A 22,869-nucleotide genomic window follows, 5' to 3' on the forward strand; every position below is an offset into this window, starting at 1 on the left:
GCAAAAGGGAGACAGACCATGCCCGCCAAATCCGCCGCTCAGCAAAAGGCCGCCGGCGCCGCCCTGTCGGCCAAGCGCGGGGACACGCCGAAGTCAAAGCTGAAGGGCGCGTCCAAGTCCATGGTCGAGTCCATGACGGAAAAGCAGCTGGAAGACCTTGCCGAAACCAAGCGCAAGGGCAAACCCGAGCACGTGCAGGACTGAGACACAGTCGATTTATCTGATCGCCTGTCCGTTCTGTAAGTGGCGATCCGCGCGCCGACCGCCTAGATGGGCGCAATCTCCAGCCGAGCGCCCCGCCTGATGCCCGCCCAACCGCCTCCGAACGACGACCTGCGGCGGTTCTCCGACGTTCTTGAAGACCTCGGCCACGCCCCCGAACCCAAGCTGACCATGGCCGAATTAGTCGCGTCGTTCGGCGAGCGCGGCTTCGGGGCTATGATCCTGATCCTGTCGCTGCTGGCGCTCCTGCCCTGGCCGCCCGGCGGCAAGGCGGTCTTCGCCGTACCGATCATCCTGATGTCCTTGGAACTGGCCTTCCAGAGACAGAGTGTGTGGCTGCCGCGCTGGATGTTGAAGGCCTCGGTGTCCCGCGCCGCCTACACGTCCTTGATCGCCACGCCGTTCGCAGCCCCGGCCTGGCTACGTCGCTGGGTGCTGCCGGCAAGGATAAGGATCGCCGGGCACCGCTACATCTTTTCCGACGGCGTGAGGCGCGCCGTTCGCAGACGCCCGAACGGACTGAGCGTCCTGAAAATGGTCCGCGCCGTCGAACGCTTGACCCGCCCGCGCCTGCCGCTGCTCACCGGCGATGTCGCCGACACCTTCACCGGCCTGGTCTGCGTCGTGCTGGCCCTGATCATGGCCTTGCCCATTCCGTTCGGAGACGCCTTGCCCGGCATCGCCCTGGTTCTGTTCGCCCTGGGCATGATGCAGCGCGACGGGATCGCCATCCTGCTCGGCGTCGTCGCCACCGCAGCCAGCGCCCTCTATCTGTTCCTGATTTGGGCGACGGTGGTCGAGGTGGCCCAGCACGTGACCGGCTGGTTCGCCAAACTGCTGCACTGATGGCGACAAAAAGGGCCGCCGGGTTTCCCCGACGACCCTTCATTGCCTGACCGCGAACGGTCCGGCCGCAACTCAGTCTGAAAGGCTCAGACCAGACCCTCTCCGAGGGCCAGGGTCGCGGTCGCCGCTCGCGATTGATGACAATGAGACACTGGATCACCTCCTTTCGACTGTTGAACAGGGAGATGAAACATAAGACGGCTCAACGCCTTGCGCCAATGGGCTTCGCGCTTTCGTGAACGCGTGCCGGTTTACTGCGTCGGCGACGCCCCGCCGGACAGGCCCTGCATGATCATGCGATTGATATCGATCAGGTCCTGAAAGCTCTCTTCGCCCCGCATGATCGCCGAGGAATGGCGATTGATGAACAGGCTCAGGGAAATGATCTGCGCACGCATCGGAGCGCCCAGAGCGTTGCCTGCATCGCTGCACTCGCCGGCCAGCGTCGACCAGAGGCGCCGATTCCAGTCCAGCGCGTCGATACGTGTGGCGATGTCGGACTCGTCGACGGTCGAGGCGTAAACCAGAGCGCGCGTGACCTGACCGAACAGACGGTACTCCAGGTCGCGCGGGCTCTCAGCCCTCGCTGTCGCCGCTGTGTAGGCCTGAAGCGACATTCAGCACTCTCTCTTCATACTCGACAATCTTACGCGCCGACATCAGGGCCTTGTAGTATTCGCGCGCCAGCACATGACGCGAGGCCGAGACGCATTCGGCCAGGATGTCCGGATTCTGCGTCGCGCCCATGAATTCGGTGATCCGCAGAGCGAGTTCGTCGAAGAACTTCGACGCCGAACTCTCGTCCAGATACATCATCATGATCGGGAAATAGATGCGGCGTGCGGGCGTGGTGACGTCCTCGGCCTGCATGATGTCCTTCTCGCGCAGGACGCTGGCGCGATTTTGAAGGATCAGCACGCCGCGACGATCGCCGTTCTGGACCACGGCGCCATTCAGAACGAACTTCTCGCCGGGTTTCAGCGACAGCTTCAAGGCCATTGAGGACCGTACTCCAGTCGTGATCGAGCCGGTCGCGCACGACAGCTCCGAGTGAATCAGACCCTACCCCGGCATCAGTTAACCATCCCTTGTGAGATCGATCCGCTGGAACGCGTATCGTCGCCGTTGCGTTGGCTTGTCGAAGAGGAGACGACCATGCCGGACAACGACTATCAGGACGATCAGGAACAGTCTGAGACGTTCGACGAAACCCATCTGGACGACGAGGGCGACGGCGAATTCCTGCTGGATGAGGCCGATCAGGTGCTGGACGTGACCCAGGCCGATGGCGACGCCGACGAAGAGGAGTTCGACGAGGACGCCGAGGTCGATCTCGACGACCAACTAGCTCTCGACGGCATCGAACGCGAAGCCGATGCCCTATTGGGCGTCGATGGCGAAAACCGCGATCAGATCGACGCCGAAGGCGGGCCGGCGTCAGCGCCGGATGAAATCGAGCTCGTCTATTCCGGCCTGATGGAAAACGAACGCGGCGCACAGGCCAGCACCGCCCACTGGGAAGCTAAACGGCTATCGGATGACGACATCACGGACCTGGGATACGGCCCGGACGGCGATCAAGACGCTCCGGCGCGATAAGGAGACAATGACATGACCGACGACAAAGCCCGTCACGACGCATCGACCGACGCCCCGCACGCCAAGCGCACGCCCTCGCAGGACGGCGTGCCGGACCAACTCGACAAGATCGAAAAGTCCGAAAGCCGCCAGGAGGCCTTAGTCGATGAGGGTCTGGAAGAAACCTTCCCCGCCAGCGATCCGGTCTCGGCCAAGCGCATCACCTGATCGCTGTTCACGACGCGGACGATCCGCTAACCCACTTCGTGGAAACACGGAGTGGGTTTTTCTATGAGCCGTTTCGAAGGCACGGACCGTTATATCGCGACGAGCGACCTCAAGGTCGCGGTGAATGCTGCGGTCGCGTTAGAGCGTCCCCTGCTGATCAAGGGCGAGCCCGGCACAGGCAAGACGGTCTTGGCCTATGAGATCGCCAAGGCCTTCGACGCGCCGCTAATCACCTGGCACGTCAAATCCACGACCAAGGCCCATAACGGACTTTATGAATATGACGCCGTCAGCCGACTGCGCGACAGCCAGTTGGGCGAGGAACGCGTCCATGACGTCAGAAACTATCTGAAAAAAGGCAAGCTCTGGGAGGCCTTCACCGCGCCTGCCCGCCCCGTCCTGCTGATCGACGAGATCGACAAGGCCGACATTGAGTTCCCGAACGACTTGCTTCAGGAACTGGATCGGATGGAGTTCTACGTCCAGGAAACGGACGAGACGATCCGCGCCGAAGTTCGTCCTATCGTCATCATCACCTCCAACAATGAAAAAGAGCTGCCCGACGCCTTCCTGCGGCGCTGTTTCTTCCACTTCATTCGCTTCCCCGACGCCGAGACCCTGTCGGCCATCGTCGACGTGCACTTCCCCGGCATCAAACCGCGCCTGGTGTCCGAGGCGTTGAAGACCTTCTACGAAATCCGCGACACGCCGGGCCTGAAGAAGAAGCCGTCCACCTCGGAGCTTCTGGATTGGCTGAAGCTGCTGCTGGTCGAGGATATCGATGCCGAGACCCTGCGCGAGAAAACGCCGAACAAGCTGATCCCGCCGCTGCACGGTGCGCTGCTGAAGAACGAACAGGACGTGCATCTGTTCGAACGTCTGGCGTTCCTGAACCGCCGCGAAGGCTCGCGCCCCGGCGGCTGACCCGGTGATTACCGCGATTTCACTGGATCATGCGACCGCAGCGCGCAGAATGGGGGCCAAGAGAGGTTCGACCATGCGTCATGTCCTGCTTTATCTAGCCCTCAGCGCCAGCCTGGCCGCCTGCGACGGCGACAACTCGGTCCGCATCACCACCACCTCCTCCAGCGATGATCAGGGCGCGGGCGTATTGAAGGTGATCGACGCCCTGCAATGCCCGGACAGTCTTGGGGTCCTGACGCGGAAGGGCCTGGCGGCGGCGGGCGGCGCGAACTGCGTCTATGGCGGCCCGAAGGGCGCCGACGTCGTGCTGCATCTGGTCAAGCTGGACGGGCGTTCCGTCGATGACGTGCTGCGGGACTTCGAGGCCCGCGCCAGCGCCGATCTGCCCCATACGGTCGCGCGCCTTGCTCCCGGGGCCGGAGATGCGCCGCCGCCGCCAGCGATCGAGGCAGGCGATACGACTTCTGTTCAGGCGCCTGGGGTCGATATCAAGACGCGCGGCGAGGACGCCTCGGTCCGCCTGCCGGGCCTGAAGATCGAGACCCAGGGCGATAACGCCAGCGTCCGCATCGGCGGCATAAACATCCAGTCCAAGGACGGACAAAACGTCCGCACCGAAACCTCGACGGTCAGCGTGGACGCCAACGACAACTCCACGCGCGTGCGCACCCGTGCGCCGGGCGCGGCGACGCGCATGACCTATATCCTGGCTGACGATCAGCCCGGCGATGCGGGCTGGCGCCAGGTCGGCTTCGAGGCGCGCGGCCCCAGCGGCGGCCCGATCGTCATCGCCGTGGTCAGGTCCAAGGATCGCCGAAACGACGGCATTTTCGACGACGCCAAGGAACTGGTTACGTTGAACGTCGGACGCTGACGCGGCGATTTCCTGCACCGTCTGGTCCCTCCCGCTTGATCCCGGCGTATCTTTGCGTCACCTGACCAGCCGACAAGCGATCAGGACACGCGATTTGGCCGAGCGCCCCACCAAGAAGAACGCCCCCCGCGCCTGGCAGCGCATGCTGTCCGGTCGTCGCCTGGATTTGCTGGACCCGTCGCCGTTCGACATCGAGATCGAGGACATCGCTCACGGCCTGGCGCGCGTCGCTCGCTGGAACGGTCAGACCATCGGCGAGCACGCCTTCTCGGTCGCCCAGCATTCGTGTGTGGTTGAAGAAATCGCCGCCCACATAAAGCCCGGCCTGGATCCGAAATGGCGTCTGGCCGCCTTGCTGCATGACGCCTCGGAATACGTCATCGGCGACATGATCTCGCCATTCAAGGCGGCGCTCGGGGCCGGGTACAAGGACTTCGAGGCCAAGCTGGAAGCCGCGATCCACCTGCGCTACGGCCTGCCGCCCAAGACGCCGCAGACGATCAAGACCCTGATCAAGAAGGCCGATAAGGCCTGCGCCTTCTTCGAGGCGACGCAGTTGGCGGGTTTCACCGAAAAAGAATCGCTGGGCTTTTTCGGCAGCCCGCCCGAGGGCTACAGCCTGACGATCGAACCCCAACCTGCGCCGGTCGCCCAGGCCCGCTATCTGGAACGCTATCGCGTCCTGGCGGGCGCCGTCGGCCTGATCCCCGCCGACGACGCCTGGCACACGGAATAGCGCAATGACCCAAGGGGCGGAGGACGGCGTTCGCATCGGTCTGTCGGCGGTCGTGATGACCTTGAAAGACCGACAGGCCGTCGTCCTGACGACCCCCACCGAGGACGGTTCGCGCGCCCTGCCCTTCGGGCCGTTCGATCCGGTGCGTGACCGCACCTTCGAGCGCGCCCTGCGGGACTTTGTGACCGCCCAGACCGGGTTCCGGCTTGGCTTCGTCGAACAGCTCTACACCTTCGGCGACGCGGGCCGCGCCTCGCCGCGCGCCACCCCCGGTCCTGGCCGTCACAGAGAGGTCTCCGTCGGCTACCTGGCCCTGACGCCTGACGCGGCGGAAGGCCAAACCCACGACGCCCGCTGGGACGCCGTGTTCGAATTCTTTCCTTGGGAAGACCGGCGCGGCGGTCAAGGCGCGCGAATTGCGGAAGGTTTGCTCGCCTGGGCCGATGGCGACGAGCACCGCCTAGCCCGCGCCCGCGCCCTGTTCGCCCTGACGCCCGATCACCGCTGGAACGAGGAGCGGGTCCTGGAGCGCTATGAACTGCTCTACGAAGCGCGTCTGGTCGCCGAGGCCTGGCGCGACGCCGACCTGTCGCCCACGCAGCCCATGCCGGGCCGCATCATGTCCTCGGATCACAGGCGCATCCTGGCGACCGCACTCGGCCGTCTGCGCAGCAAGCTGAAATACCGTCCGGTCCTGTTCGATCTGACCCCTGGCGTCTTCACCCTTTCCCAACTTCAGGCCGGCGCCGAGGCCGTCTCGGGCCTCAGCCTGCACAAGCAGAATTTCCGGCGCGGCGTGGAGCGGACAGGGCTGGTCGAACCCACCGGACAGCTCTCTTCGACCACGGGCGGACGACCCGCCGAACTGTTTCGATTCAAGGGCGTGGACGCCCAGACCGGCGCCGCGCCGGGCCTCTCTTTGCCCGCGCAAAGATAGCGTCGGATTTCTTTCACAGACGGGTTGCGAAGCGCTGCGGCTCCGACTAGAGAAGCCCCTCGCTCGACCAAGCGATATCGGCGCCGCGGAGAGGTGGCAGAGTGGTCGAATGTACCGCACTCGAAATGCGGCGTGCCTGGAAGGGTACCGTGGGTTCGAATCCCACCCTCTCCGCCACCGCCCGAAAACTGATTTAAAAACAACCGCTAAACGGAAAACCCGGTAGCGGTGTATCACACCCTGTATCTCAGTGAGATACGCACACTTTCTCCTCCCTTTGGCGACCCCACTCTGGCAACTTGGGGACGAAGCGGCGCTGTGGGAGGAAGTGGATGCATATCAGCCGGATCGTGATCGAGAACTTCCGGTGCATCCGCGCGCTGGATGTTCGCCTGAACCCGACCACCGTGATCATCGGTGAGAACAACGCGGGCAAAAGCACTCTGCTCGATGCGATCAAGCTGGCCCTTGGACGGCGGTGGGGACGGTCGGGCCAGACCGGCTTCAACGAATACGATTTCCCGATGACTCAGAGCGGACAGCCGAAGCCGGATATCCTGATCAAGCTATGGTTTACCGAAGCCTCGCCGGGCGAATGGCCCCAGTCCCTCCTCGACGATCTCTTGGCGATCATCCGGCTCGATCCCGCGACGAACCTCAATAGCATCTGCCTTCAGGTCACCTGCTCTTTTGAAAGCGTGACGAAGTCGGTCGAGCCCAGCTGGGTGTTCCTCAACATCGAGGATGAGCCCTTCTCTGGTGCCGGCGCTCGAAACCAGAATCTTTCGAAGTTCTTTGACTACGCACCCTGTTTCTCACTGGCAGCAATGAGGGACGCGAACGTTGAGTTCGGAGGGCGCTCGCGTTTCTGGGGCGGGCTGCTCAAGACGATCGAAGTTTCGCCGGAAAAGACCGCTGAGCTAGAGGAGAGCTTCGCCACTCTGAACGCCGAGCTTCTGCGGGCCGATCCAAAGCTCGACGCAATCAAGAACACCCTGAAGACGATAGGCAGCGTCATCGCGAACGGCGCTGCTGCTGATGTCGATGTGCGTGCGATCCCGCTCAATCTTTGGGAGATCATCAACAAGGCTGAAGTCGTCATTCAGGGACAGGGTGGCGACCCTTGGCTCCCGATCGGGCGGCATGGACATGGCGTTCAGAGCCTCGCGATCATTTTTCTCTTTCGAGCATTTGTGGAGAATGCGCTGGCGGCGTCGTCGCATGAAGATGCCGAGCCGATCCTCGCCCTGGAGGAGCCCGAAGCCCACTTGCACCCGCAGGCGTGCCGAGCCCTATGGGAGGCGGTTTCCGCGTTGCCGGGTCAAAAGATCATCACGACTCACTCGCCGTTCTTCGTCCAGAACGTGCCGTTCGCCGATATCGTGATCCTTCGTCGACATACAGACGGCCCGCAGGCGGCGTTCATCCCTCAATCGTGCGGGACCACCGTGCCCAACAATGGTGAGCTACAGGCTGTGATCGCCAAGTATCCCGATACGCTGAGCTGGGCAGATGATCGTTTGGAATGCCGGAAGTTCGTGGAGCAGGCACCCTATCGCGAGCTCCTCATGTGCTACCAAGCGGACCGCGCACCTCATGCCGACCTTCTTTCACTTAAAGAGGCTTCCCGAAGCCTGATGCTGGCGGACGATATCCGTGGGCTTGAGCGATGGGCAAAGCGGATCAGGGGCGAGATTTTCTTCAGCAACAAATGGCTCCTCTGCGAGGGGCAATCTGACTATGCGGTGCTTCAATCGATCGCCAAACTGCTGGGATGCCCGCTAGACGTTCACGGCATCTCGGTGATCGATTATCAGAACAACGGGAGTGCGGGCGCTTTCTCTAGCTTAGCTCGGGCGCTCGGGTTCCCTTGGGCAATGGTATGCGACGGAGACGAGGGCGGTAACGGGCACATCGCACAGCTTCGCAGTCATAACTTCATCGAAGGCGATATCGATCAGCGCGTGCGTCAGCTCCCACAAGGTATCGATTTGGAAGCGCTTTTGGTCGGAAGCGCGCTGCGGCCTCTATTCCGAGATTCGGTCCGAGAACTTGATCCCAACGTTCCCGACACGGACCCGGACCTCCTGACATTCGCGAGAGATCATAAGGAGGAAACCGCTGTTAGGTTCTCCGCCAGGCTCGAATCTGAAGGTGATCCCGCTGACATCCCGCCAGTTCTGCGCGAGCTATTTGTGATTATCGGGGCTTGCCAATGACCCAGCCAACGAAACTCGATGCACTGATGGACAGTCTAACGACGGTCCAGCGCGAGGCGGCATCATGGGACGACGGAGCCCTGATGCTGCTGGCCGGGCCGGGTTCCGGAAAAACCAGAGTTCTGACCTCGCGGATTGGCAGGCTCCTCCTTGAGTCAGACCCAGCGACCTGGAGGGTTTTGGCGCTAACGTTCACAACGCGCGCAGCAGACGAAATGCGATCTCGCATATCGGAGATCGCTCCGGAGCAGGCCGACCGATTGCTTGTCGGCACCTTCCATTCCTTTGCGGTCGAGCTACTCCGGCAGAGCGGTTCCCATGTAGGCGTCCGCACCGACTTCAAGATTTATTCGACGCAGCCGGACCGAACGAAGCTGCTCGAAGAAGCGGTGAAGTCGAAGGGCGTGGATTTCCCAGAGCCGCTTTCAAAGGCGTTCTTTGTCCTTGATGGCTTAAGAGACAGGCTCGTTCCGCCAGAGGAATGCGCCAAGCTCTTCCAGAGTCAGCAGCGGGCAGAGTATTTTTCTGCTCTTTACGACGGCTACCACCGTCACTTGCTGGAGCAGAATGCGCTCGATTTTCCTGCGATTATCTTCAAGTGCCACGAGCTCCTGACGAAATATCCGTCAATCGCCGAGAGATACAGGAAGACGTTCAGGCACATTTGCATCGATGAGTTTCAGGACACAAACTCCGCTCAATATAGCTTGATCCGTGCGTTCACGGGGCCATCCTATCGCAACGTCTTCGTGGTGGCTGACGACGATCAGGTTATCTACCAATGGAATGGTGCCTCCCCGAAGCGACTTCAGGATTTCCGCATCGATTTCGAGGCCACCGTCTTGCAGATGCCGACAAACTTTCGGTGTCCGGAGGAAGTGGTGCTCATGGCGAACCGCTTGGTCGCCAACAACAAGTTTCGATCGCCGGGTAAGAGGCCCTTGGAGGCGGGCAAGTCTTCGGACGGCGCGAGCGACAAGGTGCGGGTCTTGCAGTTCGAGACTGATGAGCACGAGGCGTCCGGGATCGCTCAAGATATTGCTGGAGGGATTTCCACTAGAAGCGGGACAGTCGCGGTTTTGGCGCGCACCAAGAAAATCCTCGACGGGATCAAAGCGGCCTTGGTCGAACGAGGCATCGACGCCCGGATCGCACAGCGGCGCGACGCTTTCGCGAGCGTCCCCTATCAGTGGCTCCACGCGACTTTGATGTCGGCCAATAGACGAGCCGACGAAGATGCTTTTCGGGCATTCGTCGAGTCCGGCAATGCCCTGTGGGGCTTCGAGGCAGAAGCAGACCGCCTGATAGCTGAGGCAGCATTGGGGAATGGGGATCTTCTGCAATCCTGGGCCAACTGGGCGCTGCAATCTCCCGCTTCGGGCGCAGACGTTCCGGAAGTGGTCACGGCGCTTTCCAAGAACCTCGCCGAACGGTCAGACTTCCACGCATTTTGTCGAACGACCTTGGGCGTATTCGACCGAAACCATGCCGAGTTTGAAAGCTCCTTTGCCTCGTTCGATGAGGACGCAGAAGCGTGGAAGGCCCTCTACCGGGAAATCCTCAACACCGTGGGACGAGAAGCGCCCCTGGATACGTTCCTTCAGGAACTTGAAATGCGATCCAAGGAGCCGCCGCTCCGGGAGGGCACCATCCCTCTCCTCACGATCCACAGCTCCAAGGGCAACGAGTTCAACCACGTATATCTAGCCGGCCTTGCAGAAGACGTTCTCCCCTCCTTCCAAAGCAAGAAGGAAGGCCCAACCAGCGCCCAGCTGGAGGAGGAACGTCGCAACTGCTTTGTGGCAATCACTCGCTGCAAGGACACTCTGACGATGTCGTGGGCGGCCAGATACGGGAGCTGGAACCGACAGCCGTCGCGTTTCCTAGAGGAGATGCTCCAAGAGTAGCGAGGGCGGCCCGACCTCTAATCCTTCAGAGTTTGGAGCTTCTTTTCTGCTCGCTGAATGGCAGCTCGGGAGACGCAAAAATGTTCGGCCAGTTGACCCAAGCTGGCTCCGGCTGCCCTCCGCTCTCCAATCTCCCGAACCTGCTTTGTCGATAGCGCCGGGCGGCGCCCTAGCGTCTTGCCTTCCTCTTTTGCCCTGCGAAGGCCCGCTTGGGTTCGTTCGATGAGGAGGTCGCGCTCGAACTCGCTCACCGCCGCGATCACACCCATTGTCATCTTCCCAGCCGCGCTCGTCAGGTCGACGCCACCGAGTGCCAGGCAATGCACTCTCACGCCGCTGTTGGACAGCAGCTCTACGGTGGCCCGGACATCCATGGCATTCCGCCCCAAGCGGTCCAGCTTGGTCACGATGAGAACGTCACCTTCCTCCAACCGATCGACTAGGCGAGAGAACCCCGGTCGCTTGAGTGCGGACACCGAGCCCGAAATCGTTTCTGCGATGACCCGCTTAGGGTCGACTTGAAATCCCGCCGCTTCGATCTCGACGATCTGGTTCTCCGTCGCCTGATCGACGGTGCTCACCCGACAGTATGCAAAAGTTCGCGCCATCACGTCCGCCTGTATCTAAAACCTGCATCGGAATATCCCCTGTATCGAAAATGGGGTCAAGGTATTTTTCGATACACTCAGGCGGTGTGGCTCGGAAACGTTCGGTTCCGATACAGGCTCCGAGGTGATGAGGGCCGATCCAGCGGAAGCAACCGGAGGAGGACCGAACAGCGAGGCTTGGGTTGCGGCTGGAGGAGGGCTGCTGCAAGTAGGTGCAGCGATCCGGGTAGCCCGGCTCGATTACCAAGAGGCTGCGGCGTCTAATGAGTTTGAAGGCTTCACTCGCGGTCGCGAAGACCGAGGAGGATATCAAGGACGCATACATCAAGGCGCTCGGTCTAAAAGCGTTCACCAAGGGATTGGTCGATATCCAAACTGAGGAGATTTGGTTCGAGGCCAAGGGAGTCGGCACCCCTGCGGTGATGATGTTCACGCAGCTTCTTTTTTACGTTCGGGCGGCGCGAAAGGTCGGCGAGCGTATCCCGCCGTTCCTAGCCGTCATTGATCGAGAGAAAGCGGCAGTGATGGAAACAGCCAAGGCGCTGCCCATCCTGGACGACAAGACTGTAGCTTGGCCGAAATCGGGGTCGAAGGTCGGCAAGGCCCTGGCTGCGCAGATCGCGCCCCATATCGAAACGCACTTCGTCGTTTATCCGATCGATAGCCATGAGCGGGATTTCATCCGCTCAGTGAAGTCCGCCATCAAAGCGGGCAAGATTATCCGCACCCCCATCACCCCGGACAACCTGCGTCAGGTGTTTGACCGCTGGGTGGAGTTGATCGGCTGCGAACTTGATGGCGTTGATCCGCCGGATTACGCGCTGCTGTTTTTCGCCGATATCATGCACGACGGCAAAAAAGCCGCTATGCGCGACCTTCCCGCCAAACTTCTGCACGACGACACGCAACCCGTGTTCTTGCTGAACGGCAAAGACTACAAACTACATAGCGACCGGGGTTATCGTAACTTCTGGGCCATCTATCACCGCCCACCGGAAGAAGAGTATCGGCGCTATTTGTTGGAACGCCGTGATAGCCTTTTGCCGCTCGATGAGCGCAACTTCAAAGGCGCCTACTACACCCCTCTCCATATCGTGGACAAGGCATACGATCAGCTCGCCGGGACGCTCGGAAAGAACTGGCAGCAGCGTTACATTATTTGGGATATGTGCTGCGGCGTCGGCAATCTTGAGGTAAAGCATAGCAACTATCGCAACGTCTATATGAGCACTCTCGATGCCGCCGATATAAACGTTATGAAAGCGAGCCAGACGTGTGTCGGGGCGACAATATTTCAATACGATTACCTGAATGATGACGTCAACGCGCTTGGCGAGATCGACTATTCCATAACAAACAAGGTGCCGGAAGAGTTGCGCCAAGCCATCGCGGACGCGAAGGCAAAAAAGAAGGGCGCTAAGAAAATCCTCGTCCTCATCAATCCACCGTATGGGGAAGCAGCCAACTCCCAAGGCAATGCTGGGAAGACCGATATCGCCGCCACTCGTATCGGGGCCAGTATGGAAATGGGCTACGCAGGACGCGAACTCTTCGTTCAGTTCTTAGCCCGCATCCAGAAGGAACTACCGACCTCAACGCTGGCAATGTTTAGCAAGCTGAAATACATCTCCGCGCCGAACTTTGAGTCATTCCGTAAAGTTTGGAAGGCTAAATATCTCGGCGGCTTCGTTGTTCACAGCAAAGCCTTTGACGGCTTGAGCGGCAACTTTCCGATTGGCTTCCTGATCTGGGACACCGGGAAGCGAGAAGAGCTAGTATCAGTGACCGCTACTGCGCTCGACCGTTTCGGGACTGCGATTGGTATCAAGTCATTCTACAATCTAGCGAATAAGAAGTTCCTAAGCGGCTACTTGCCTCGCTTGAAAACCAACACGTCAACAATACCGCTCAAGAATGCTATCAGTCCGCAGGACGGCCACGCAAAAGTGACGAGTTGGCGGGACGATGCGATTGGCTATATGTTAGCCAATAGCAACGACCTGCAAAACGCCGGGACCCTTACTGCGATTTTTTCGTCAGTATATAGTGCTGGTAACGGATTCTATATCACCAAAGATAACATTGATAAGGTCGCCGTCGTTTTCTCCGTGCGACGACTGATCAAGCCAACATGGCTCAACGATCGCGATCAGTTTCTCCAACCGACATTCGCACTACCAGACGCGTTCAAATCAGATTGCCTGATTTGGATGCTTTTCAGCACTAGCAATCTCACCGCTGGTGCAGACGGACTGACTTGGAATGGACAGCAGTGGAGCCTCATCAACCACTTCATACCTTTTTCTGAGAACGAAGTTGCCGCACCGACGCGGTTCCGGTCTGACTTTATGGCAAAATACGTCGCCAAGCAGAAGCTGAGCCCCGAGGCGAAAGCGGTATTGCTTCAAGCTCGGAAACTATGGAAATCCTATCACTCGACGCAGTTCGGACGCACGATCCGGGACGAGTTTAAACTCAACTGCCCCGACGTTGGCTGGTATCAAGTGCGCCGTGCGCTGGAGGCCAACATGGACAATGCAGTAACGGACTTCGCTCCGTTCAGAGCCGCCTATGCCGCGCTAAGCGACAAGCTCCGTCCTCAGGTGTTCAGCCTTGGTTTCCTTTGCGAGTAGCCGTTTGCCTAAGGCTCATCGCATTGGCACGGCCTTGCGGGGAAGGAGCAAGCGCCCGTCCTTCCGGCCTGTTTCATACCACTCTCGGCCAAGGGCTCGCATCGATTGCGACGCCGCGAAGGTGTTCGAACCTAAGTGGGCTTTCGTGACCTCTTTGAACTTCGTGATGTAGTCCACCCAGCCCACCGGCTCCGGCAGCCCGCCGATATCGACTTGGGTGTCCACAGTAGCGGTCTTTTTCCAGGGTGAACCTGCGGCCTGTTTTAGGGCGTCTCGAACGATATTCAGGGCTTCAGGGTGGTCCGGGATCATAACGACCCCATGCAGGTGCGGACGCTCCCCCTTGCCTTGCTCCACAAAAAACATGACGCCGGGCGGGTTCACTCCGACCGCTCCAAACTTGGAGCCAAGCGCATCGGTGACCCGTCGCAGCATCCGTTTTGCGAAGCTCTGACCATCGGCCCCGGAGGCGTAGTCGAGAACCCCGTCGTTCATGTGGACGGTGAAGTCGCGAGCTCCTAAGGCCCCCACTCCCGCTGCCATGCCGAATGACCTAATGACCTCAGAGGACTTCTCCCAGTGCGGAAACACTATCCCTATTTCGCCAGCTCCGGGTCCCTCTGAAGATTTTTTCAAACGGACTAGCGCAGCTTCGGATGAGGCCATTCGAACGCCAACCTCGACCTCGAAATATCCTTGGATTTCCGCGATAATCTTGGCATCCCGCTTCTCGTCGCGCCGCCACTTCTCCCGTGATTTTCTGGACGCAGATTTACGCCCCCGGAATGCGACCTCTTCCCGTCTGCGTTCCCGCCGGAGCCGCCCCTCAAGGTCCTTCGCGATCGCCCGTAAAGCCTTCCTAGGATCGTGCCCCGAGGGGCGCACGCCCTCACGTCGCGCCCGCGCCTCTTCCGTGATGCGCCGGAGGTAGGCCAGGTGGGGATCATCAGAGAGGTCTACCCCAGCGGCTTTGGCCGCCGCGATCTCTTCATCAACGTCGAACGGTTCGATGCCTTGGTCAGGGTCGGATTTGATGAGCAGGTCGCCCACCAATCGATCATGATCCTCCTCCGACCACATGACCAACCGCATCACCCGATCATAATATTTCCGGCGCATCTCCGGGGTGGGCCGCGACCCGACCTCCTCGACAAACCACCGCGTAAACGCATCATCTGCGGGATCGGCGATCGGAGTGTGCGAGGTCGTCGACGGTCTTGATTTCATACGCTCGGCCTTACCACCGGCCACTCCCATTTCAAGGACTTGAGCGGCAGATGGTGGAGGCCGAGACGAAGATGCCCGCCACGGCCCCGAGGGAGCCCGCTGGGCGGCAGGCCGATCCGCCCCGGCAGTCCGGACCGTTTGTGTCTACTCCGCCGACCTACGAGCTTCCCTGTGTCTGTGGACCGCCGAGACCTTGCGCAACCCAGGTGCGCGGGACCTGACGGTCCTCTCTGGTTCGCGTTCGTCATGGGGATCTTCAACGGTCATGCTAGGCCGCTTCCGGGGAGCAATCAGGTCCAATGTGTCAGACCTAGGAAAGGACGAGCCGAGGGGCTCCAATACCGCCGCTCTCATCGTTGCCTCCGGAACCACCGCATTGTCGATCAGCCATCCGGCGAACAACTCGACAGGGTCGATATGAAGCGCCTCCGCGAGCCGGGACAGTTCACGTGGTGCGGGCGAACTCCATCCTGCAATCCATGATCGGATTGTTGCCTCGGAGAGGGGTTGGAGAAGATCGACAAGGTGTTCGACGGTTATGCGCCGCTCCAGTAGCCGAGCGGTTAGAAAGGTCGTCATCAGCGTATGTTTTGGAAGTGTTGTGGTCATCGTGCGCTCCGCGTTTGTGGAGCCCGAAACCTACGTTGACGATACCGGGTCGTCTCTTGGCAAACAGGTGGGAAATGATGCCCTGCGGCCCTTACCCCCCCGCCGCGCTTCAAGAGTTTCGCCGGTTGACCTTTCTTTAGATAACAAGACGAGCCAGGATGAGGAACTCGATCACTTGTCGAGCCGTGATCGGCGGTTAGCTTTTGTAAGGTGCGCCCCGGGCAGCCCGTTGGCCCTCGGTTCCTTCAATGACGAGGCCACGCCGGCGATTACGGTCGGAAGGCGCGGGAATCCATAAGGCTTACCTTCCAGCTCCAGCCAAAAACATACAGGATTCATCAGGTCCATTTGACCCGTCGTTTGAACACCCAAAAAGCTTATAGTCCAGAGTATAAGGGTTCGGGGCGGGGCAGCAGAATATTGGAGCCACCCCGCTCTTATATATTGACCGATTTTCTAAGACTTCGCTCTTTGCCGCGCAGACGGGTGGAGGTGAGATATCGCGATACCGTCGAAAGTCGCTTTTTCGAGCTCTCGCCGAAGCGAGACGAGGTCGAACGTGGCGAGATAGCTCGGGTCCTCATCGGATTGCCTATGTCCCAACATCGCGTTCTGAAACTGACGGGAAACACCGGCGGTCGCGAGTTCAGTTTTGAAGTTTGCCCGAAGCGTATGAAACGTGGGCGGCAGGTCCCGCTTCACAACGGACAGCACGACTTCCTCGTTGAAGTTCCGGATTACCCGCGCACTGGAATACTGCTGCGCGAGGTTCTTCGAAGCAGCCCAATCGGGAAATAGCCGGATGTGTCCAGCAGCTCGTTGCGCTTCGACAAAGTCCCCGAAGCCAAGGTCCAGCAGCACCTGATGCAGCGGGATGAGCCGGTTCGCATTCGGCGACTTGAGGCGTCCGCCGGGCAACGGAGCAATGTGGAGGTGAGGTATCTGGGCCTGACAGAGGGACCGATCCACAGTGAGCTGTGCAATCTCCGACGCACGTGCGCCCGTGAACAGACCGAGGAGCGGTGCCCAGTAGTAGTGATCATTGAGCAGAACGTCGCCGGGGCTGTTGGGTCTGTCGGCTCCAGCGCATCCTACGAAAATCGGGTGCTTGAAGAGGGCATTCAGCTCCTCCCTCTGGAAAATGCGGTCGCGAGCCGACACGCTTTTTGTGAGCTTTTTCGGTAGCCGTGTGACGGGATCAGTGCTGATCAGGCCTTCATCCAGCGCGTGACTGATGATCCGTTTTAAACCGGCGACATACCCGTCGAAGATCGTCTTCTCGGACAGTGTTGGATATGGCTCCGTCCTAATACCGTTTAGCTCAATCGCTCCCATGTGACCGATGCCGGGGAACCGCTTGGCCGCGTTTGAAGGCAGCTTGCGAAGGAGCCGGATGTAATCGGCAATGTGCTTTTGGGTCACCTCTGAGACCGGGAGGTCTCCAAAACCTAGATTGTCCCAAGCTGCGACGGCGTCGCCGATCTTCTTCTTCCAGGACGTCTCCAAGGAGGTGCACTCGATCAGATGCTCTTTCAGGTGCCGAACCGTCCAACGTCGTCTAGGGCTGACCGCAGGCGGTGCCTTTCTGACGAGCTCACTAGTCGGCGACGGAAAGAAGTCCCCCTCTCGGACCATGCCATCGATACCGCGAGCCTGATCGACCAGCGCGGTTCGGAAAGCGGCGCGAACGAGAGCACGATCCGCGCTCCCCTCCGGGATGCGCAGATTGTGCTTTCGCTCGGCCCGCTCAACCGCCCACGCGACTTCCTCCTCCAACAGTGCTTCGCCATCCATGGCGAGGACCTCATACTCGTCCTCAAGATGCTCCCGGCCCACACCGGCGGCAGACAAGGTCCGAGTTCTCCACCGTCGAATCCCCCTGTCGTAAAGTTCCCGAGCCATTGCTCGGATCATCTCCTCATCCGGGACGATTGCAGGGGGCGAGCTAGGTCTGTCGTTCGCAATGATATCGCTTGGCAGTGGGTCGCCCCGCACCACCGCGTCGAACCACGCCAGTTCCTTTAGTCCTGCTTCACGGGCCGCAGCCGGATCGGAGGTCTTGAGGGACCGTCTCCAAAACGTCTGACCCTTGAACGCCGGGTTTGAGGCAGCCGAAACTGGAATGCGGCGCGAGAAATAGTAGGTCGCACCTCGCCGCTTGATATACGATGGAAGACGCAGGAGACACACTCTGAGACACAGTTTGAAGCACGGCCCTATGAACCAAGTGGCTGCATTCAGTCAACTATTTGGTCGAGCTAGAGAAAATCGTATCTCACTTGAGAGTCCCACCCTCTCCGCCACCGGCCTAACGAAGGCCTAGGCCAGGTTCCAACATTATCGAAACGAGGTTTCGGCCTTTGCTGTCAGGCTTTTGCGCCTGCATCTCGGCATCGCTGGCATTGCGCATTGAATGATTATGATACCGGTGTCAGGATTGGTCTCGTCGGATATCAGATGGGTGACGATCGATGATCACGCGACGTAAGGCGCTGCTAAGCAGCATGGCGACCGCAGGTCTGCTTTCGGCGCCCTCCGGCGTTCTTGCGGCGACGGCGCCAAATCGCGTGATGACCACAGCCGGGCCGGTCATCGGTCTGCGACAGAACGGGATCAGTGTCTTCAAGGGCGTGCGATATGGAGCGCCGACCCGACGGTTTCAGCCGCCGGAGAAGCCGAAGCCTTGGCGCGACCCGGTTCGTGCAACACGTTACGGCGCGGCCAGTCCGCAGCGCGGCGATGAGCCGAATCAAAGCGAAGACTGCCTGTTTCTGAACGTCTGGACACCGGGGACCGACGCGGGTCGGCGACCGGTGATGGTCTATATCCACGGCGGCGCCTATTCGAGCGGATCGGGGTCGGACCCGCTGTATGACGGCACGCGTCTGGCAGCGCGCGGCGATGTCGTGGTGGTGACGCTGAACCACCGGCTGAACGTCTTCGGCTATGCCTATCTGGCGCGACTGGCGCCGGGGTTCGAAGATTCGGGCAACGTCGGCCAGCTGGATCTGATTCTGGCGCTGCAGTGGATACGCGACAATATCGCGGCGTTCGGCGGCGATCCGTCGAGGGTCATGCTGTTCGGTCAGTCCGGCGGGGGCGCAAAGATCGCCACCCTGATGGCGACGCCGGCGGCGCAAGGTCTGTTCCACCGCGCCGCGACCATGAGTGGTCAGCAGGTGACCGCGTCCGGGCCTATCAACGCCACGACGCGGGCGACGACCTGGCTGAAAGCCTTGGGCCTGACACCGGATCGGGCGGCCGAGGCGGCGACGATGCCGGTCGAGCAGCTGCTCGAAGCGCAGAGCGCCGAGGATTTGATTCTAGGCTACGGCGGCCTGTATTTCGGGCCGGTGCTGGATTTCCGCACCCTGCCCCGCCACCCCTTCTACCCCGATGCGGCGCCGCTGGGCCGGGCAATCCCCATGATCATCGGCAACACGCGCGAAGAGACCTTGGGCTTCATGGGCAACGATCCCAAGAATGTCGGGCTGACATGGGACACCCTAGCGGCGCGACTGTCTCCCGGCGTCATGCGCATCGACATCACGCCCGAAGCCGTAATCGCAGGCTATCGCGCCATGCATCCCGAATGGTCGCCCGACCAGGTGCTGATCGCCGCGACGACGGCTGGGCGGTCCTGGCGCGGCGCGGTGATCGAGGCCGAGGAGCGAGCCAAGGCCGGCGCACCCGCCTGGGTCTATCAACTCGACTTCCCTGGCGAACTGGCCTCGGGTCGCAAGGGCGCCTTCCATACCGCCGACATTCCGTTGGTGTTCGACAATGTCGAGGCGCCCGGCTCGCGGACGCGCGGGCCGGGCGCGCAAATCATGTCGGACCGGATGAGCGACGCCTTCATCGCCCTGGCTCGCGACGGCGATCCGAACCATGCCGGACTGCCGCGCTGGGACCGCTATGAGCTGCCTCGCCGACAGACGATGTTGATGGATATCCAGCCGCGCATGGTCGACGATCCGCGCGGGGACGAGCGGGCCTTCTTCTCGGCCATTCCCTATATCCAGCCGGGAACCTAGAGCGGAAAATCCAGCCGGGCGGCCCAGGCGCGCACCAGATCGGGCCAGACCTGCGCGGGCTTGCCCTGGATCAGACGGACGCCGAAACCGTGGCCGCCTTCCTGGAACAGATGCGCCTCGGTGGGGACAGCGGCGGCTTTAAGCGTGGTCAGCAGTTGGAGGCTGTTCTCCACCGGCACGGACGCGTCGTCCATGGCGTGCAGCAGGAAGACGGGCGCGGCATTGCGCCACTCCATCTGCTCCAAAGAATAGGCCGCGATCCGCTCGGCCGACGGCGTATCGCCCAGCAGGTGCGTCCGCGATCCGGCGTGAACGTACGGGTCCGCCATGGTCGCGACCGGGTACATCAGAACAGTCAGATCCGGTCGCAAGGCTGCGCTGTCGGCGGCGTCGACCGGTTCATAGGTCGCGTCCGTCCGAGCGCTGGCCAGGCCCGCCAGATGCCCCCCCGCCGAGGCGCCCAGCACGGCGATTTTATGTGGATCGACAGCATAGTCAGCGGCGCGGCTGCGGATCAGCCGGATCGCACGCTGGGCGTCCTGAAGGGGTACGTCGGGCCCGGCCGCCCAACCGTCAGCCGGCAGGCGATAGCGCAGGACGAAACAGGTCGTGCCGCTGGCGGCGAAGACGCGCGCGACGTCATACCCTTCCTTGTCCAGCACAGCCCAGCGATAGCCGCCGCCGGGGATAAGAAGCATCGCCGAACCGTTCGGCCGCTCGGGGCGAAAGACGGTCAGGATCGGAACGGTCGTATACTGGGCGTAACGGTCGTGGAAGGCGGGATCGGTCGACCGCTCTGGCACGACCGGCGTGACGGTCACGCCCTGCCCGCCCGGGGCGCCGTCGGGCCATAGGCGGATGATCTCGGTTGGGTCGGCCGGACCGGCGCGGCCGCCATCCGCCACTGTCTGCGCCCTCGCCCCGGATGCGCCGACTACGGCCCCCATCGCCAGACCTAAAAGCGTCCTGCGTTCCACATCCATCACAGTTCTTCCTGAAAAGACGTCGGCCGGACGATCGCTCGCCCGGCCGCAATCCTTGATGACGTCGCGGCGCTGAGCCACTCAGTCGTTCGTCAGACCTTGGCCAGTTCGTATTTCGGCGTGATCAGGTGAATGACCAGAAGCGCGATCAGATAGGCCGAGGCCGCCACGATGAAGATGGGCGTATAGGTTCCGATCTTCTCCAGGACGTAGCCGGCGTATTTGGCCATGGCCATGCCGCCGATGGCGCCCAGCATGCCGCCGATGCCGACGACCGACCCCACCGCCGAGCGGGGGAAGACATCGCCCGGCAGCGCATAGAGATTGGCCGAAAAGCCCTGGTGCGCGGCCGTCGCCAGTCCGATGATGCCGACCGCGAGCCAAAGGCTTGACGCCTCGGCCGCGAAGGCCACCGGCACGGCGCACAGTGCGCAGATCAACATGGTGATCTTGCGGGCCTTGTTGATGCTCATGCCCCTGTGCATGAAGCGCGACGACAGCCAGCCCCCGCCAACCGAGCCGATGTCGGACAGGAGATAGATGGCGACCAGCGGCGGGCCGAAGGTCTTCAGGTCCAGCCCATAGGTCTTGCCTAAGAAGTCCGGCAGCCAGAACAGGAACATCCACCAGATCGGATCGATCAGGAACTTGCCCAGAGCATAGGCCCAGGTTTCCTTGACCGTCAGCAGTTTGGTCCATTTGACCTTTTCGACAACGTCGGCCGGATCCTGCTCGATATAGGCCAGCTCAGCCGCGGACAGCTTCTTCTGCTCGCGCGGCTTGCGATAGACCAAGAGCCAGATCGGCAGCCAGATCAGGCCCAAGGCCCCTGTGATAACGAAGGCCATCTGCCAGCCGAAGGCCAGCACGAGGCCTGGAACGATCAGGGGGGTGACAATGGCGCCGATATTGGTGCCGGCGTTAAACAGGCCCGTCGCGAAGGCGCGTTCCTTCTTGGGAAACCACTCCGCGACCGCCTTGATCCCGCCAGGGAAACCGCCGGCCTCACCGACGCCAAGGACCATCCGCGCCATCATGAAGTGTGACAGGTCTCGCGCCGCACCGTGCATGATATGGCCGATCTGCCAGATGCCGAAGGCGATCCCCAGCCCCCAGCGCGCGCCGATCCGGTCCATGATCCGGCCCCACAACAGGTAAGCCACGGCGTAGGACGCCTGGAACCAGAACACGATGTCGGCATAGTCCGTTTCGGACCAACCGAACTCGGCTGACAGCGTCGGCTTGAGGAAGCCGATCATCTGACGATCGACGTAGTTGATGACCATGGCCGCGAACAGCAGCCACATGATGATCCAGCGATACTTGCCGGGGGATGGCGCCTTGATCTGGATCGGCGGCGCGACGGAGGCGTCTGACATGGTTATGAAAACCCGTTCCTGAATATTCCTCGACACGTCCCTGCTCTTTTCCGTCCCTAAACGGCGGCAGGGTAAGCGTCCGATGATGTTACTGGGCTTCGGCCCTGACGACCGAACAGTGAAGTTCTGCGATACCCTTGAAGATGCACACGGCCTCGTCGCCCGCGTGGACACGGTGAACGCCGGTGACAGCGCCCGTTGAGACCAGCGTGCCCGCCTTCAACGGGCGGCCCCAGCGTGCGCAATGTTCCAGCAAAAACCGCACGGATTCCATCGCCCCGCCCGCGAGGGACTGCGACCCGCCCGTGCCGACGCTGGCGCCGTTGATCACCGTCTCGACCGCGATGCCGTCCAGACGCTCGCGCCAGTTCTCGACCTCGGGACCGATCATCAGTCCGCCATTGTTGCCGAAATCGGAGGCGACCACGGCTGATCCCAGGTCGTTGATCGTCGAAAGCGGGCTGCCGGCCAGTTCGACGCCGATGAAGACCTTGTCCACGACGCCCATGGCGTCTTCGATAGTCCAATCTGTCTTGGCGGGATCCGCGTCGACGCCGATCCGAGCAATGAACTCGGCTTCAACCGCTGCAAACCCGCCCTCGATTTCGGGCAAAGGCACGACCGTGTCGCCGGGCGCCGGCCAGACATTGCGCGCGAAAATGGCGCCGGCCAGACGATGGATCCCCAGCTTCGGCTGCTGCTCGGGCGGGACACCGCCCACCTTCCAGCCCACGACCTCATCGGGAAACAGACCGATGGCGGCGTCCTGGATGGCGTAGGATTCGGCCATGCTCTGGGGAATCACGCCCGGATAGTCTGGCGTGCTGCGCGCCGCCAGACGCGCGGCGACGAACTGCTGTGCGATCGCCGCCGGATCGGCCAACAGCGCGTCGTCCTGGCTCGCAAGAGAGGGGGTCGAAGTCAA

At 61.3% G+C, this 22,869-nt stretch carries 20 protein-coding genes, 1 tRNA gene and 1 pseudogene; 13 read left to right on the forward strand and 9 right to left on the reverse strand.

Features of this window, described 5'->3' with window-relative positions; genetic code table 11:
* Positions 1 to 18: 18 nt before the first annotated feature.
* Positions 19 to 204, forward strand: coding sequence for a DUF3008 family protein (locus tag ABIC32_RS13480; RefSeq protein ID WP_039247297.1), 186 nt, complete (start codon positions 19 to 21; stop codon positions 202 to 204).
* Between the two features lie 99 nt (positions 205 to 303).
* Positions 304 to 1,068, forward strand: coding sequence for an exopolysaccharide biosynthesis protein (locus ABIC32_RS13485; protein ID WP_354074511.1), 765 nt, complete (start codon positions 304 to 306; stop codon positions 1,066 to 1,068).
* A 251-nt stretch (positions 1,069 to 1,319) separates the two neighbouring features.
* On the opposite strand, the gene flaF is transcribed toward ABIC32_RS13485, so the two are convergent.
* Together flaF and flbT are read right to left on the reverse strand one after the other, a co-directional pair.
* A complete protein-coding gene (gene flaF / locus ABIC32_RS13490; protein ID WP_354074512.1) occupies positions 1,320 to 1,685 on the reverse strand; it encodes a flagellar biosynthesis regulator FlaF in 366 nt (121 codons plus the stop codon).
* Complete coding sequence (flbT, locus tag ABIC32_RS13495) at positions 1,645 to 2,067, reverse strand: flagellar biosynthesis repressor FlbT (protein WP_045811316.1); 423 nt, start codon at positions 2,065 to 2,067, stop codon at positions 1,645 to 1,647. Before flbT ends, flaF begins: the two co-directional genes overlap by 41 nt.
* Before the next feature lie 156 nt (positions 2,068 to 2,223).
* Here flbT and ABIC32_RS13500 point away from each other — a divergent pair, with 156 nt between their 5' ends.
* The 9 genes from ABIC32_RS13500 to ABIC32_RS13540 all read left to right on the forward strand — a co-directional run bounded on the left by ABIC32_RS13500 (position 2,224) and on the right by ABIC32_RS13540 (position 10,471).
* Positions 2,224 to 2,667, forward strand: a complete 444-nt coding sequence (locus ABIC32_RS13500) for a hypothetical protein (protein ID WP_307510937.1) — start codon at positions 2,224 to 2,226, stop codon at positions 2,665 to 2,667.
* Between the two features lie 12 nt (positions 2,668 to 2,679).
* On the forward strand, positions 2,680 to 2,874 hold the full coding sequence (locus ABIC32_RS13505; protein ID WP_161640129.1) for a hypothetical protein: 195 nt from the start codon (positions 2,680 to 2,682) through the stop codon (positions 2,872 to 2,874).
* A 63-nt stretch (positions 2,875 to 2,937) separates the two neighbouring features.
* On the forward strand, positions 2,938 to 3,798 hold the full coding sequence (locus ABIC32_RS13510; RefSeq protein WP_017505219.1) for an AAA family ATPase: 861 nt from the start codon (positions 2,938 to 2,940) through the stop codon (positions 3,796 to 3,798).
* A gap of 73 nt (positions 3,799 to 3,871) precedes the next feature.
* Positions 3,872 to 4,672: a methyltransferase type 11 gene (locus ABIC32_RS13515; RefSeq protein ID WP_354074513.1), complete on the forward strand. Its 801-nt coding sequence runs from the start codon at positions 3,872 to 3,874 to the stop codon at positions 4,670 to 4,672.
* 94 nt (positions 4,673 to 4,766) lie between these two features.
* Complete coding sequence (locus ABIC32_RS13520) at positions 4,767 to 5,408, forward strand: YfbR-like 5'-deoxynucleotidase (RefSeq protein WP_017505221.1); 642 nt, start codon at positions 4,767 to 4,769, stop codon at positions 5,406 to 5,408.
* A 4-nt stretch (positions 5,409 to 5,412) separates the two neighbouring features.
* On the forward strand, positions 5,413 to 6,345 hold the full coding sequence (locus ABIC32_RS13525; RefSeq protein WP_354074514.1) for an NUDIX hydrolase: 933 nt from the start codon (positions 5,413 to 5,415) through the stop codon (positions 6,343 to 6,345).
* A gap of 87 nt (positions 6,346 to 6,432) precedes the next feature.
* Positions 6,433 to 6,522: transfer RNA gene (locus ABIC32_RS13530), tRNA-Ser, on the forward strand.
* Between the two features lie 155 nt (positions 6,523 to 6,677).
* On the forward strand, positions 6,678 to 8,564 hold the full coding sequence (locus ABIC32_RS13535) for an ATP-dependent nuclease (protein WP_354074515.1): 1,887 nt from the start codon (positions 6,678 to 6,680) through the stop codon (positions 8,562 to 8,564).
* The gene (locus ABIC32_RS13540) at positions 8,561 to 10,471 is read left to right on the forward strand and encodes an ATP-dependent helicase (RefSeq protein WP_354074516.1); all 1,911 of its coding nucleotides are present in this window, start codon (positions 8,561 to 8,563) and stop codon (positions 10,469 to 10,471) included. Before ABIC32_RS13535 ends, ABIC32_RS13540 begins: the two co-directional genes overlap by 4 nt.
* A gap of 17 nt (positions 10,472 to 10,488) precedes the next feature.
* On the opposite strand, the gene ABIC32_RS13545 is transcribed toward ABIC32_RS13540, so the two are convergent.
* On the reverse strand, positions 10,489 to 11,079 hold the full coding sequence (locus ABIC32_RS13545) for a recombinase family protein (protein ID WP_354074517.1): 591 nt from the start codon (positions 11,077 to 11,079) through the stop codon (positions 10,489 to 10,491).
* A gap of 263 nt (positions 11,080 to 11,342) precedes the next feature.
* On the opposite strand from ABIC32_RS13545, the gene ABIC32_RS13550 reads away from it, so the two are divergent.
* Positions 11,343 to 13,712 (forward strand): hypothetical protein, encoded by a 2,370-nt coding sequence (locus ABIC32_RS13550; RefSeq protein ID WP_354074518.1) that lies wholly within the window; start codon positions 11,343 to 11,345, stop codon positions 13,710 to 13,712.
* A gap of 15 nt (positions 13,713 to 13,727) precedes the next feature.
* On the opposite strand, the gene ABIC32_RS13555 is transcribed toward ABIC32_RS13550, so the two are convergent.
* The 3 genes and pseudogenes from ABIC32_RS13555 to ABIC32_RS13565 form a co-directional block, all read right to left on the reverse strand.
* Complete coding sequence (locus ABIC32_RS13555) at positions 13,728 to 14,939, reverse strand: hypothetical protein (protein ID WP_354074519.1); 1,212 nt, start codon at positions 14,937 to 14,939, stop codon at positions 13,728 to 13,730.
* Between the two features lie 1,065 nt (positions 14,940 to 16,004).
* Complete coding sequence (locus ABIC32_RS13560; protein ID WP_354074588.1) at positions 16,005 to 17,399, reverse strand: site-specific integrase; 1,395 nt, start codon at positions 17,397 to 17,399, stop codon at positions 16,005 to 16,007.
* Positions 17,400 to 17,561: 162 nt separating this feature from the next.
* Positions 17,562 to 17,738: pseudogene (locus ABIC32_RS13565) on the reverse strand (DUF6538 domain-containing protein); the annotation flags it as partial.
* Between the two features lie 281 nt (positions 17,739 to 18,019).
* Between ABIC32_RS13565 and ABIC32_RS13570 the strand changes: the two are divergent.
* Complete coding sequence (locus ABIC32_RS13570) at positions 18,020 to 19,582, forward strand: carboxylesterase/lipase family protein (protein WP_354074520.1); 1,563 nt, start codon at positions 18,020 to 18,022, stop codon at positions 19,580 to 19,582.
* On the opposite strand, the gene ABIC32_RS13575 is transcribed toward ABIC32_RS13570, so the two are convergent.
* The 3 genes from ABIC32_RS13575 to ABIC32_RS13585 all read right to left on the reverse strand — a co-directional run bounded on the left by ABIC32_RS13575 (position 19,579) and on the right by ABIC32_RS13585 (position 22,869).
* Complete coding sequence (locus ABIC32_RS13575; RefSeq protein ID WP_354074521.1) at positions 19,579 to 20,565, reverse strand: alpha/beta hydrolase; 987 nt, start codon at positions 20,563 to 20,565, stop codon at positions 19,579 to 19,581. The two genes, ABIC32_RS13570 and ABIC32_RS13575, sit on opposite strands and share 4 nt — an antisense overlap.
* Positions 20,566 to 20,657: 92 nt before the next feature.
* A complete protein-coding gene (locus tag ABIC32_RS13580) occupies positions 20,658 to 21,944 on the reverse strand; it encodes an MFS transporter (RefSeq protein ID WP_354074522.1) in 1,287 nt (428 codons plus the stop codon).
* Between the two features lie 88 nt (positions 21,945 to 22,032).
* Positions 22,033 to 22,869 carry a 2-keto-4-pentenoate hydratase gene (locus ABIC32_RS13585; RefSeq protein WP_354074523.1) on the reverse strand — a complete coding sequence of 279 codons (837 nt, stop codon included), beginning with the start codon at positions 22,867 to 22,869 and terminating at the stop codon, positions 22,033 to 22,035.

Source organism: Brevundimonas sp. 1080, assembly GCF_040545985.1.
GTDB lineage: Bacteria > Pseudomonadota > Alphaproteobacteria > Caulobacterales > Caulobacteraceae > Brevundimonas.

Excerpts from the sequence above, each read along its gene's own strand:
- ABIC32_RS13510 (WP_017505219.1), top strand. The coding sequence starts at position 2,938 with ATGAGCCGTTTCGAAGGCACGGACCGTTATATCGCGACGAGCGACCTC.
- ABIC32_RS13545 (WP_354074517.1), bottom strand. The coding sequence starts at position 11,079 with ATGGCGCGAACTTTTGCATACTGTCGGGTGAGCACCGTCGATCAGGCG.
- ABIC32_RS13540 (WP_354074516.1), top strand. The coding sequence starts at position 8,561 with ATGACCCAGCCAACGAAACTCGATGCACTGATGGACAGTCTAACGACG.
- ABIC32_RS13500 (WP_307510937.1), top strand. The coding sequence starts at position 2,224 with ATGCCGGACAACGACTATCAGGACGATCAGGAACAGTCTGAGACGTTC.
- flbT (WP_045811316.1), bottom strand. The coding sequence starts at position 2,067 with ATGGCCTTGAAGCTGTCGCTGAAACCCGGCGAGAAGTTCGTTCTGAAT.
- ABIC32_RS13550 (WP_354074518.1), top strand. The coding sequence starts at position 11,343 with ATGAGTTTGAAGGCTTCACTCGCGGTCGCGAAGACCGAGGAGGATATC.
- ABIC32_RS13575 (WP_354074521.1), bottom strand. The coding sequence starts at position 20,565 with ATGGATGTGGAACGCAGGACGCTTTTAGGTCTGGCGATGGGGGCCGTA.
- ABIC32_RS13580 (WP_354074522.1), bottom strand. The coding sequence starts at position 21,944 with ATGTCAGACGCCTCCGTCGCGCCGCCGATCCAGATCAAGGCGCCATCC.
- ABIC32_RS13485 (WP_354074511.1), top strand. The coding sequence starts at position 304 with ATGCCCGCCCAACCGCCTCCGAACGACGACCTGCGGCGGTTCTCCGAC.
- flaF (WP_354074512.1), bottom strand. The coding sequence starts at position 1,685 with ATGTCGCTTCAGGCCTACACAGCGGCGACAGCGAGGGCTGAGAGCCCG.
- ABIC32_RS13535 (WP_354074515.1), top strand. The coding sequence starts at position 6,678 with ATGCATATCAGCCGGATCGTGATCGAGAACTTCCGGTGCATCCGCGCG.
- ABIC32_RS13515 (WP_354074513.1), top strand. The coding sequence starts at position 3,872 with ATGCGTCATGTCCTGCTTTATCTAGCCCTCAGCGCCAGCCTGGCCGCC.
- ABIC32_RS13505 (WP_161640129.1), top strand. The coding sequence starts at position 2,680 with ATGACCGACGACAAAGCCCGTCACGACGCATCGACCGACGCCCCGCAC.
- ABIC32_RS13555 (WP_354074519.1), bottom strand. The coding sequence starts at position 14,939 with ATGAAATCAAGACCGTCGACGACCTCGCACACTCCGATCGCCGATCCC.
- ABIC32_RS13480 (WP_039247297.1), top strand. The coding sequence starts at position 19 with ATGCCCGCCAAATCCGCCGCTCAGCAAAAGGCCGCCGGCGCCGCCCTG.
- ABIC32_RS13525 (WP_354074514.1), top strand. The coding sequence starts at position 5,413 with ATGACCCAAGGGGCGGAGGACGGCGTTCGCATCGGTCTGTCGGCGGTC.
- ABIC32_RS13570 (WP_354074520.1), top strand. The coding sequence starts at position 18,020 with ATGATCACGCGACGTAAGGCGCTGCTAAGCAGCATGGCGACCGCAGGT.